10 protein-coding genes and 1 pseudogene are annotated in these 12,118 nt (G+C 59.5%); 4 read left to right on the top strand and 7 right to left on the bottom strand.

Annotated elements, in window-relative coordinates; translation table 11 throughout:
* Positions 1-141: 141 nt before the first annotated feature.
* Together cra and ACX0MV_RS04735 are read left to right on the top strand one after the other, a co-directional pair.
* Entirely contained in the window at positions 142-1,158 is a 1,017-nt protein-coding gene (gene cra / locus ACX0MV_RS04740; RefSeq protein WP_458981328.1) for a catabolite repressor/activator, read from the top strand.
* 57 nt (positions 1,159-1,215) lie between these two features.
* Complete coding sequence (locus ACX0MV_RS04735) at positions 1,216-1,998, top strand: TatD family hydrolase (protein ID WP_458981327.1); 783 nt, start codon at positions 1,216-1,218, stop codon at positions 1,996-1,998.
* 105 nt (positions 1,999-2,103) lie between these two features.
* Here ACX0MV_RS04735 and ACX0MV_RS04730 read toward each other — a convergent pair whose 3' ends face one another.
* Both ACX0MV_RS04730 and ACX0MV_RS04725 read right to left on the bottom strand, forming a co-directional pair.
* Positions 2,104-2,808 (bottom strand): methyl-accepting chemotaxis protein, encoded by a 705-nt coding sequence (locus tag ACX0MV_RS04730; protein ID WP_458981759.1) that lies wholly within the window; start codon positions 2,806-2,808, stop codon positions 2,104-2,106.
* Positions 2,809-2,961: 153 nt separating this feature from the next.
* Positions 2,962-3,252 (bottom strand): annotated as a pseudogene (locus ACX0MV_RS04725) (HAMP domain-containing protein); the annotation flags it as partial.
* 1,107 nt (positions 3,253-4,359) lie between these two features.
* Here ACX0MV_RS04725 and ACX0MV_RS04720 point away from each other — a divergent pair.
* Positions 4,360-5,253, top strand: coding sequence for an ROK family protein (locus tag ACX0MV_RS04720; protein WP_458981326.1), 894 nt, complete (start codon positions 4,360-4,362; stop codon positions 5,251-5,253).
* Positions 5,254-5,290: 37 nt separating this feature from the next.
* Here the strand turns inward: ACX0MV_RS04720 and ampE are convergent, their stop codons facing one another.
* The 3 genes from ampE to ACX0MV_RS04705 form a co-directional block, all read right to left on the bottom strand.
* Entirely contained in the window at positions 5,291-6,127 is an 837-nt protein-coding gene (gene ampE, locus ACX0MV_RS04715; RefSeq protein WP_458981325.1) for a regulatory signaling modulator protein AmpE, read from the bottom strand.
* Positions 6,124-6,687: a 1,6-anhydro-N-acetylmuramyl-L-alanine amidase AmpD gene (gene ampD / locus ACX0MV_RS04710; RefSeq protein WP_458981324.1), complete on the bottom strand. Its 564-nt coding sequence runs from the start codon at positions 6,685-6,687 to the stop codon at positions 6,124-6,126. The genes ampE and ampD overlap by 4 nt, the downstream gene beginning before the upstream one ends.
* A gap of 120 nt (positions 6,688-6,807) precedes the next feature.
* Positions 6,808-9,111, bottom strand: a complete 2,304-nt coding sequence (locus ACX0MV_RS04705; protein WP_458981323.1) for a DUF1631 domain-containing protein — start codon at positions 9,109-9,111, stop codon at positions 6,808-6,810.
* A 397-nt stretch (positions 9,112-9,508) separates the two neighbouring features.
* Between ACX0MV_RS04705 and nadC the strand changes: the two genes are divergently transcribed.
* A complete protein-coding gene (gene nadC, locus ACX0MV_RS04700; RefSeq protein ID WP_458981322.1) occupies positions 9,509-10,357 on the top strand; it encodes a carboxylating nicotinate-nucleotide diphosphorylase in 849 nt (282 codons plus the stop codon).
* 33 nt (positions 10,358-10,390) lie between these two features.
* Here the strand turns inward: nadC and ACX0MV_RS04695 are convergent, their stop codons facing one another.
* Positions 10,391-11,290 carry an ABC transporter ATP-binding protein gene (locus tag ACX0MV_RS04695; protein ID WP_458981321.1) on the bottom strand — a complete coding sequence of 300 codons (900 nt, stop codon included), beginning with the start codon at positions 11,288-11,290 and terminating at the stop codon, positions 10,391-10,393.
* A complete protein-coding gene (locus tag ACX0MV_RS04690) occupies positions 11,287-12,102 on the bottom strand; it encodes a hypothetical protein (protein WP_458981320.1) in 816 nt (271 codons plus the stop codon). Before ACX0MV_RS04690 ends, ACX0MV_RS04695 begins: the two co-directional genes overlap by 4 nt.
* Positions 12,103-12,118: the final 16 nt, after the last annotated feature.

The raw sequence follows: 12,118 nt of genomic DNA, 5'->3' as shown, positions 1-12,118 counted from the left end.
TGGGCCAGGCCCGGCAGACGTCATGGCAGCAATCATGCTGATTGGCTGAATCGTTTCACCAAGGCTGGAACGTTACCTGATAATCGGCGATCCTTGAAGCCCGGTCGTCAGCAGCCTGCCCTCCCGCTCAGGATCCATGCCTTGAAACTTACCGACATCGCCCGCCTGGCCAAGGTTTCAGTGACCACGGCAAGCTATGTGATCAACGGGCAGGCCGTGCAGCGCCGGATCAGCGCGGCCACAGTGGCGCGGGTCATGGATGTGGTCGAACGCCACGACTACCGTCCCGACCCGCAGGCCGCAGGGCTGCGACGCGGGCAGAGCCGCTGCCTGGGTTTCATCCTGCCGGACCTGGAAAACCCCAGCTACGCGCGGCTGGCCAAGCTGCTCGAACAGCGCGCCAGGGCCGCCGGCTATCAGTTGCTGATCGCCAGTTCCGACGACGACCCGGACAGCGAGCGGCAACTGCTCACGCTGTTCCGCTCCCGCCGCTGCGACGCGCTGATCGTCGCCAGTTGCCTGCCGCAGGACGACCCGGCTTACCGAGACCTGGTGGCGGCAGGGTTACCGGTAATTGCCGTGGACCGCGCGCTCGACCCGGCGCACATCCGTTCGGTGGTCAGCGATGACGGCGAAGCCGGCGAGCTGCTCACCCGCAGCCTGCTGCATCCATTGCCGCGACACATCGCGATGATCGGCGCACGCCCGGAGCTGCCCATTAGCCAGGCCCGTGAACAGGGTTTCCGCCGGGCCCTGGCTGGGTTTAGCGGCCAAGTCAGCGTCAGTCAGGGCGCGCAGTTCAGTCGCGCCTGCGGCAGCCAGCAGGTGCTGGCTCTGCTGGAACGTGACGCGGGCCTGCCGGACGCATTGATCACCACCGCTTACGTGTTGCTCGAAGGGGTCTTCGACGCCCTGCACAGCCATGCGCCGGAGCACCTCGCCCGCTTGCGCCTGGGCACCTTTGGCGATGCCCAACTGCTGGATTTCCTGCCGCTGCGAGTCAATGCGATTGCTCAGCAGCATGACCAGATCGCCGCGCGGGTATGGGAGTGGGCGATCCGCGCCATCGAGCAGAACGACTACCAACCAGGCCTTGAAGCCGTCGCGCGCACCCTGAAGCTTCGCGACTCGGCGCAGCCAGGCTATACCAGCCGATAGCCATGACCGTTAACCAAGCCGCTGGCAGCCGGGCGGCAAATCACCGAAGCTTGGTCAATGAACCTGATCGATACCCACACCCACCTGGATTTCCCCGATTTCGACCATGACCGCGGCGAGCTGCTGGCGCGCTGCCGCAGCCTTGGCGTGAGCAAGCTCGTGGTGCTGGGGGTGCATCACGGCAACTGGCAGCGGGTATGGGATCTGGTGCAGAGCGAAACGGGCCTGTATGGCGCACTGGGTTTACACCCGGTCTATCTAGAGCAACACCAGCCCGCCGATCTGGACGTGCTCGGCGACTGGCTGCAACGTCTGGCCGGCCAGCCGAAGCTGTGCGCGGTGGGCGAGATTGGCCTGGATTACTTTCTTCCCCAGCTCGACCGCGCACAGCAGCAGCGGCTGTTCGAGGCGCAACTTAAACTGGCCGCAAATCACGCCTTGCCGGCGCTGATTCATGTCCGCCGCGCCCATGCGGCCACCATCGCCACGCTCAAACGCTTCCCACTGGAGCGCGGCGGGATCATCCATGCGTTCGCCGGAAGCGTCGAGGAAGCCCGCGAATACATCAAACTCGGCTTCAAGCTGGGCCTCGGCGGAGCACCGACCTGGCCCCAGGCGCAGCGTATGCATCGGGTCATCGCCCAGCTGCCGCTGACGGCGATCGTGCTGGAAACCGACGCCCCGGACATGGCGCCCGCCATGCATCCCAACCAGCGCAACAGCCCCGAGCACCTGCCGGACATCTGCACGGCCCTGGCCTCGCTGATGAATGTACCAGCCGACGAACTCGCGGCGGTCAGTAGCCGCAACGCCGCCGAGCTGTTCGGCTGGACAGACTGAGTCCATTCGCCAGGCCGCGATTGGCCCAGCACCGCACATCGCTAATCTGGAGGCCCACAACACAAAAGGCCCGTCACGTGACGGGCCTTTTGCCGATGGCAGTGGTTAAACGCGGAACGCGCCGATCAGTTGCTTCAAGCGCGACACCAGCCCAGACAGCTCGCGACTGGCCTGCTCGGTCTGGCTGGCACCCTCCGCCGTGCGCTCGCCGGCCTGGCTGATTTCGACGATGTTCTGATCGATGTCATGCGCGACGGCAGTCTGCTCTTCGGCGGCGGTAGCGATCTGCTGGTTCTGATCGACGATCATGCCAACCGCAGCGAGGATGTTTTCCAGGCCCTGCTGCACCTTGCCGGATTCGCTGACCGTGGCATCGGCCATTTGGTGGCTGGAGTTCATTGCCTTCACCGCCGCGCCGACACCGCTTTGCAGCTTGGCGATCATAGCTTCGATCTGCTCGGTCGACTGCTGGGTGCGCTTAGCCAGGTTGCGCACCTCGTCGGCGACCACGGCAAAACCACGGCCCTGATCGCCAGCGCGGGCGGCTTCGATGGCCGCATTGAGTGCCAGCAAATTGGTCTGCTCGGCGATGCCTTTGATCACGTCCAGCACCTGGCTGATCGACGCGCTGTCGCTGGCCAGTTTGTTGATCACGCTGACCGACTGATCGATTTCGCCAGCCAGCCGGGTGATGCTGCCGACCTGAGATTCGACCAGCGCGCGACCAGCCACGGTTTCCTGGTTGACGCTCTGCGCGCTGTCCACTGCAGCCGCCGCACTGCGGGCGACTTCCTGGGCGGTCGCCGACATTTCGTTCATTGCCGTGGCCACCTGCTCGATCTGGCTGCGCTGCCCGGCAACCGACTGGTTGCTCTCCCCCGATACCTGCTCGACGCGCCTGGCCTGGTGCTCGACCTCGACCACGGTCTGGCCGACCCGCTGGATCAGTTCGTGAATCTTGCTCACGGTCTCGTTGAACACCTGGCCGAGCTCGCCCAGTTCGTCATTGCTCTGCGCCTTGAAGCTCACCGTCATATCGCCTGCCGCGACCTGGTTCATCACCTGGCCGAGGCTGTTCAGGGTCGAGCGGATGGACACGTAGAAGCCGCCGTACAGGTACAGGATCAGCAGGAACACCAGCACCAATGCGGCCACCAGCAACACGACCTGGGTGCGGTTTTCCTGCAGACGCTCCTGGAGCTGCTGCTCGAGCAATACCAGCACCGCATCGTTGAACTGGTAGGTCTTGCCCATCGCCGCGCCGACCTGGTCGTAGAACTCCAGCCATGGGGTGTCCAGCGTATCGGCAATCACCACCTTGTCTTCGAACAGCACCGCGCCTTCCTTCAGCGTCTCCTGACTGGCGCTGGCCAGCCCTTCCAGAGATGAGCGTGCGGCAGCACTGCCCTTGAGCGCATTCTGGATATTCAGCCCGTATTCGGCGTAGCGCTTTTCCAGCTCCAGCAGCAGATCGTCGAACTTGGTACTGGCGACGGAGTTGAGGAAGCCCTGGGCCAGGGAATAGGAACCGATGGCCCGCCCTTCGCTCAATGGCGCAGTAACTTGCGGGGTTACCGCAGTAATCAGCTCGATCAGCTGGCGTACCGAGGTATCCCGATCCTGGGACAGGCCGGCCTGGCTCGCTACCAGCTTGATGAATACCTGGGAGCTGCCAAGCAGCCGATCAACCAGGGCAATCTTGCCCTGCAGCAAGGTTTCATTCTTGACCGCCTGCAGCTCGGCGATCAGCTCGTCGCGCTTGCTGTTGAATTCGGCGATTTCTTCGCTGTTGTGCACCACCGGCTGCAGATGCTGCAGGGCCTCCTCCAGACTGGCTTGCAGCTTGCCGATGCGCCCCTCCAGCTCCCCGGCCTCGCCCGACTGGCCGATAACCGCGTTGATTTCGGTGAGGTCCGAGTAATCTTCCAGGTTGCGCCGCAGCAGGAGCGTTTCGCCCAGCAAATCGATACTGTCCAGCGCAGCCTGGGTCGCCACGTACTGTCGGTAGGAGTCCCGCACCAGGTAGAAATTGGTGACCAGCATGGGCAGCAGAAACAGCACGCTGATCAAGCTGAACTTCATGCCAAAGCTAAGACGATTCATCAGCGCGATGGCTGGGTACAGAATGGCCTTCACAGGATGTCTCCAATTCTAATTATCAGTGGTGCGGCAATTGGCCAGCGTAGCGGTGCAGCATCGCAGGTGGCAGGCTTAACTGCCTGCCGAAAAGACCAGCGGTTGTTCGAATCAGCGGCTTAGATAGGGGCAGATGCGCGTGATCAATTTCACAAAAATACTGTCAGGGCGTGGCTGTCATATATACCTGTTATCGACCCACTTCTCTGTAACTTAAGGTTAAGCATGGACCCAATTCTTCGACTGGGCATTGATCTGGGCGGCAGCAAGATCGAGATCATCGCCCTGAAAAACGGTCATGAATGTTTGCGCCGACGCATTGCCACACCGCGCAATGATTACCCGGCGACGCTGGCGGCCATCGCAAACTTGGTCGGTGAGGCCGAACGCGCCCTGGGCGAACGCGGCAGCCTGGGCCTTGGCATTCCCGGGGCTCGTTCGCCGGACCATGGCCTGATCAAGAATGCCAACTCGACCTGCCTGATCGGCCAGGACCTGCAAGGCGATCTGGAAGCATGCCTGCAGCGCCCGGTCAGGCTGGCGAACGATGCCGACTGCCTGGCATGGTCGGAGGCCACCGACGGTGCCGGCCAGGGTGCGGTGAGCGTATTTGCGGCGATTCTCGGCACGGGCGTGGGTGGCGGCCTGGTCATCCATGGGCGGCTGCTGGCGGGACCCAACGCGATCAACGGCGAATGGGGGCACAACCCGCTGCCCTGGCGGCGTGATGAGGACGGCCCACCTCGCCGCTGCTACTGCGGCAAGGACGACTGCATTGAAACTTTTCTGTCAGGGCCTGGCTGGGCGGCGCGAAGCGAGCTAGGCATGGACGCTGCGGCGATTGTTGCAGCGGCCGACCAGGGAAATCAGGCAGCGGTACAGGCGTTGGCGGTCTACTGCGACCAGCTGGCGCGCGGCCTGGCATCGGTGATCAACCTGCTGGATCCGCAGGTGATGGTCCTGGGCGGAGGGCTGTCGAATATCGCGCGGCTTTATGCGGAGGTTCCCCGCCTGCTGCCGCGCTATGTGTTCTCCGACAAGGTCAATACGCGCCTGCTGCCGGCGCAGCACGGCGACTCCAGCGGGGTGCGCGGAGCCGCCTGGTTGTGGAATGAGTAAAACTGCCGCTCCGGAAAACCTCAGGCGACCTTAGGCCTTAAACGAGCAGTGTCCATAACGCGAACAGCGCATACCAAAGCACGGCGGCGCGCACCAACAGTTGCCAGAGGCCATCCAGGCTGCTGACACCCGCCTCGCCGATTAATGGCGCAGGGGTTTCGCTGCCGGCGCGCGCCACCATTATCACCAGCTGCGCGGCGGCGATGTCCCAACTGAGCAGCTCATGCAGCAACGCTCGGCTGACGCCGATGAAGTTCCCCACCAGGGCAAAGCTTGCCGCCAACACCCGGACCGGCAACCAGTCGAACGCGTGACGCAACTGCACCGCTCGCTCCCGCAAGAGAGCCTGCTCACTGTGCTCGACGAGCAACGCCAGCAGCCGATATGCAAGTGCGGCTAGAGGCCCCAACAAGGAATACCAGAAAATTACCGCAAAAAAGCTCTGGTACGCCTGCCAGACCAGATGACCTTGCACGCTGTACAGCAAGGAGTTCTCATCATCGGCCTCCAGCGCCAGATCGCGACGCGCAACCAGATAGGCAGCCTCCGCATCGCCCCGCCGCCAGCTATCGCGGAAGGGCCCCAAAGCTTCCAGTAGATCGCCACGACCGAGGCTGTAAATCAGGACCAGCAGGTGCACCGGCAATGCCAGCCAGCCATAGGCCACTGGCTTGAGCACAAGCAGAACCAGTGCCAGCACCAGAAGCGGCAAAAGCACCAGCACGGCCATTGCCAGCCACGGGTGTGCCTGGCAGTCACGGTTGCGCTGCACCTTGTTCAGCAGCCGTAACCAGGGTCCGTCGTGTTGGATTCTGTGGCGCCATGAGGAAAACTTCTCAGCCCACAGCACCAGCAACAACACCAGAAAACTCATACGCCCTCTCTCCTACTTATGAGCGCCCCGCGCAGCCGCGACCAATCGAACGCAGGGCCGGGGTCCGTCTTGCGCAGAGGAGCGATGTCACTATGGCCACATATCCGCTGCGCGGTAATTGCCGGGTATGCCTGCTGCAGGGCGTCCGCCAGTTCCACCAGCGCCTCATATTGCGCCTCGGTAAATGGCAATTCGTCAGTGCCTTCAAGCTCGATTCCAATGGAGAAATCGTTGCAGTTTTCTCGACCTTCGAAACTCGACAACCCCGCGTGCCAGGCACGATCATTACAGGAGACGAACTGGGTAGTCACGCCATCACGCTCGATCAGAAAGTGCGCCGAGACTCGCATGCTGGCCACTTCAGCAAAATAGGGGTGTTCGTCGGCGTTCAGACAATTCTGGAAGAATGCCTGCACCTTGCCGGTGCCGAATTGCCCTGGCGGCAAGCTGATGTTGTGAATGACCAACAGCGAAATCTCGCCACAGGGGCGCTGATTGAAATTGGCCGAAGGGCAGTGGCGAATATCGAGGCACCAACCACTGGAAGGGTCCAACTGCATAAAGGCTCCTTGAATGAGCCTTGCACTCTAGTGCAGCGGGAAGGCGGGGCCAAGCGCGATGCACCGCAGATGAACGGCGCCAAGAACTGGCGCCGCGAACGAGGCTCAGGCGGCGCGGGCCTAAGCCCCTTTAAGCTTGCGCAGATTGCCGATCACGGATTCCAGGGCGCGGTCGAACAGCAGCGCGTCGTCGAGCAGACGGATTGCTCCACGACGAAACTCCACTGCCAATCCCATGCGGGTCTTTTCCAGAACCTTCATGCCGGTGCGGTTTACGAAAATGAACTTGCCGGTTGGCTTGATCACAGCCGCCAGCTTGCAGCGCAGCTTGTGCTCTTCGTCTTCCTGAAACTCGACCCAACTGCCGACCCGCAGACTGTCGACCTGCAGCAGTGCTTCGTCGTCGTCCGGCAGAGTCACTTCGGGCTCAGCGGAGCGGTCTTCGCCCGGCGCCAGAAGCACGATTTCTTCAACGACTTCGACCATCGCGGGCTCGTCCGCTGCCTCAACGGGAGGCAGATCGAGCAGCGGTAGATCCAGATCGGCATGCGGCGCATTGCCATCGGCCAAGCCTTGCGGCTCGGACTCGCCGATATCGGCCTCCGGCAGGTTGCGCTTGAAACGCTGGAATGCCTGCACATGCAATGCTTCCAGCTGGCTGAAAAACTCACTGGTGGAGAACGGATCGAATGCCGCGCTAGCCATGCCTTCGCGCAATGCTTTCAACAAGCCAGGCACCAGTTCGAGCAAACGCATGCGAGCCTCTGGATCGTCATGGGGCTCGACACTCCAGACCAGATCATCCATGGTCGCAACGGCTGCGTCCCACTCAGCTGAATGGATGCCGTGCTTGAGACAGGTGAGCATCAACACCTTGCTCCAGGCTTCCTGCAGCAAGCGCACCACCACTTCCGGCAATTTCTTGCCCAGCAAGCGATCATTCAGGGCGTGTTCCACCTCGCGGCGGGCCAGTTCGGCTTTCGCGCTGCCTTCTTCGGCATCGCGGGTACGCTGTTCGAGCAACTCGCTGCGACGCCGCTCATCACCAGTAAAGGCAAGGAAGTCGGCCAGCAGCTCGGAAAAAATAATCGGGTCGTCAACAAAATCGTTGAGCAGGCTTTGTACGATCTGTTCGATCTTCTGATACAGGCTGTCGCGCTGAGCGTCGTCCTGATCGCCCCACCCCAGGGCTGCAGATGCGATCTCGTTAAGCAGACGGCGTGCCGGGTGGCTACCGCGACTGAAAAAGGTTTTATCCAGAACAGCCACTTTCAGCATCGGGATCTGTAAGCGCCCGATCAACGCCTTCAACGAGTCTGGCAGCGTGCGGTCGTCAAGGATGAATTCGAACAACATCGAGACCAGGTTGATGACGTCTTCATCGACCTCACCCACCACACGCGACTTGCCCGTCTTGGCGCTGGCGCGCCCGAGCAGCAGCTCAAGCTGTTCACGCAGGTCGAAATCATCGACCTGGGCAGGTGCGCGCTGCTGCATATGGGAAAGCAGGCGCATCAGGTCATTGCTGGAAATTGGCAGCGCATCGGCAGGCAACTGACGTCGAGGCAGTGCGCTACCGCGCACCTGGGACAACAACTCCTGCAGCGCGCCGAATACCTCTTGCACGCCCTCGTCGGCGTAGTCGCCGCCACCCATGCCAGGAGCAGAGGAATCATCGCGCGAAACGCGCGAGGCAGGCGCCGCACGGCCTGGGGTGCGTGGCGCAGGGCCGGATTTCAGATCCGGCAATATTCCAGCAGAAATCAGGTTTTGATTGGCGTTGGCATACAACTGATCAAGATCGCTCAACACGTACTTTTCAAACAACTTGAGTACGATCAGCTTGACCTTGATCTCCACACCCAAGCCACTGCACGAGTCGAGGAAAATTTCGCAGAGCAGAGTCGGCCCGAGCGGGTTGGTTTTGTTGTCGAGCTTCTTGCTGATCAGCGCATTGATGCGAGTGGTCAGGTGGCCGAGCGCCAAGCTGTCACGGCTATTGACCTTGGCAACCATGGCGTCCAGCGCTACCGACTCTTCTAGCGCGTCATTCTGCACCAGCGACAGCGTATCGAACGATACGGCGTCGAGAGGTGGCGGCTTGCCGATCTCGTATTGATTGAGGTTGGCGAAAGACTCAAAAATCTTTTGCAGAAAGCCGCGCTCAATGCTCTTGCGCTTGAGCCGCAGATCGCGCATCGCTTCGAAGAAGGCGTTTTGCTCCGCGTTGCTGGTCGCGCGATCAGCCATCTCGAATAGCGTGTCGTCGGCATTGTCGAACAGTGCCTGGAGCGACTGCTTGAGCTGCTGCGCAGCCTTATCACGCACTTGAATGAGCGCCACGGGCAACCTTCCTACCGACGAAGTGGGCGATTTTTCGGGAGCCGACTTGTTCAGCGGCACCACGTTCGCGTCGATCTTCATTACGAGTCTCTCCTGCAGACCGCCCCTCTTGGACTACATCTGCACAGGGTCACCGAGCATCATCCGTAACGTCAAAGGTGTGGCGTCAATGTTCTTTAATGTAGAGCCATTATAAGGACGCGCATATGGCTAGCCCGCCACCATTTCATCTAGACATGACTTCCGTCACAGATGTAGCGCACAAGCTCTCAAGCGGCTACCTATGGGCGACAGGTGAACGCTAAGCCAGCGAAAATCGCATCAAAGTCAATCAAGCCTGCGGTCTCGCACTATATACGACGTTTGTGAAGGTTGGCAGCAGGCAACGTCAACGTACCGCAACCTGCTTATTGCATTCGGACTGCATTACTCCGCCCGCAGTCCCTATAATCGCGCCATCTTGAATTGGAGCGAGCCCATGCCAAACCTCACGCTAGCCGAGCTGACCGATGAAATCGAAGCCAACGTGCGTATCGCACTGGCTGAAGACATCGGCAGCGGTGACATCACCGCGCAATTAATACCCGCTGAACGAATGGCAAGAGCGACGGTTATCACCCGGGAAAGCGCCGTTATTTGTGGGACAGCGTGGGTGGATGCGGTGTTCCGCCAGCTCGACTCGCGCGTAGTTGTCAGCTGGCAAGTGGCAGATGGCGATAAGGTCCAAGCCAACCAAACCCTGTTCACCCTCGAAGGCCCAGCTCGAGCTTTGCTCAGCGGCGAACGCACCGCCCTGAACTTTTTGCAAACGCTTTCCGGCGTCGCTACACGCTGTCGGCATTACGCAGATTTGGTGGAAGGCACCGGCGTAAAACTGCTCGACACCCGCAAAACGCTTCCAGGGCTGCGCCAGGCCCAAAAGTACGCTGTGACCTGCGGCGGCTGCCACAACCACCGTATTGGTCTCTACGACGCGTTTCTTATTAAGGAGAACCATATTGCAGCATGCGGCAGCATCGCCGCAGCCGTACAAGCCGCCCATCAAATAGCTCCAGGAAAGCCAGTGGAAGTCGAAGTAGAAAGCCTGAAAGAACTGCAGCAGGCACTTGAGGCAGGCGCCGATATCATCATGCTTGATGAGCTAAGCCAGGACGAAATGCGCCAAGCTGTCGCGATCACCGAAGGCCGCGCTAGACTGGAAGCCTCAGGGGGAATTAATGAAAGCACTTTGCGTGCTATCGCTGAAACAGGCGTGGATTATGTGTCAATTGGGGCACTGACCAAGGATTTGAGGGCGGTGGATTTGTCGATGCGGTTGAGTTTGTAAATATAGAGAGCGAGCTTGAACAACGTGGCTCGATTAGCGTGAGGCCTGCTCTAAAATATTGAAAAATACAGTTTCTAGCGAGACAGACGGCTTGATGGTCAACAGGTGACCACCTACGTTATTGAGCTGAGCGATAAAGGCAGGCAATTCAGCCTGCGATAGCTCGCATTCAAATTCCATATCACGCAACTGCTTGCAACTGCTCAGCAGCTGCTGTTCTGCATTAAACCGCACCAACATTTGATCAACCCGCTCAGCCGCTAGCTCACGCGGCGAGCGAACCGTCAGCAACTCGCCCTTATTGATAAAGCCAAAACGGTCAGCAATACGTTCTACGTCATGTAAAACATGAGAAGTAAAGAAAATTGCCCCGCCCTGCTTCTTATACTCCGTAAGGATATCCACCACGTCTTTACGCCCCACCGGGTCAAGCCCCGACAACGGCTCATCCAGCACCAGCAATTTAGGCTGCACCGCCATGGCATGGGCCAGTGCTACACGCTGCACATTACCCTTGGACAGCTCGCGAATCCGCCGTTTGGCATTCTGCGCCACTGAAAACCGCTCCAGCCAATGCATGCACCAGGCACCGGCATCCTTGCGCTTGATCCCATACATGGACAAACCCATGCGCAGGATTTCCAACGGGGTAAATTGCTCATAAAGCGCGGGCGACTCAGGCACAAAAGCTAAGGGCTGGCGTGCATCGGCACGCCGGGCATCCACACCGTAGATACGCACCTGCCCTTGGTAGTCATTGATAATGTCCAGCATCACCTTGATGGTGGTGGATTTACCCGCGCCGTTAGGGCCGACAAAGCCGAAAACTTCGCCTTCGCTTAGGCTAAGGCTAACATCGCGTAGCGCCTGAACTTCTCTGCCTCTGCTGCGGAAAGTATGGCTAACGCAGAAGAATTCCAACACCGCATTCACGGCTGATCCTCCATACCGGCGATATTCATTTTCCTCAAAACTATCTGCCCATTGCGCAACTCATAACCGAGCTTAACCGGGTCTTCTGGTAAGACTGGCAGTAAACCATGATCAATCAACTGATTAAGAGACATCAGCGCCTCATTAGTGAGTTCAAAACGACGCTTCGCCTCACGCAGAGTAACTAAGCCCCGCAGGCGACCTACCCTCTTATCAAGCATCTCGCGCAATGCGGGATCACCAACGGAGTCACGCTGCTGCGTCAAATAATTCAAAGCAAGTTTTTCATCAGAAAAAGTTTCAGCCTGTAACATTATTGCCAGCTTGCGCAGACTTGCAGCATTTTCAGGCGAGCGCTGTGCCCCTACCTCAAGCATGCGCCGCGCCTCAGCAATGTCGCGCTGAAAGAACGCCAGATTGATTCCGTAGAAAAAAGCCGGAACATAATCCCAAGTACGGCAGTCGACGGCGGCACGCAAAACTTGATTACCCTCACTGACCGCCCCACCCCAAGTCAGCAAACCATTAGCCAAATAATAGTTATCTTCGTGGCAAGCATTTAATTGCGCGACGACTTGCTGCGCTCGAATAAGGTAATTGGTATCAACCTCACCCTCGTGCATCCCAGTTGCAGCAAGACGTATAGCCTCCAAATTGGCTGCGAGAAAACGGTCACCACCGTACAGCACTATAAGGATCGGAGCTGAAATTACCACCCTATCCTGTATCTCTATTTGTTCTGGCGACAGCGGCTGATGACCACGCCAGAAGGCGAGACCGGCAAAAGCAGCCAAACTCAGAAATCCCAGCATAAGAGAGCAGCAACGG

The organism is Pseudomonas cistanchae, from assembly GCF_054483635.1.
This window is presented reverse-complemented; position numbering and strand designations above follow the sequence as displayed.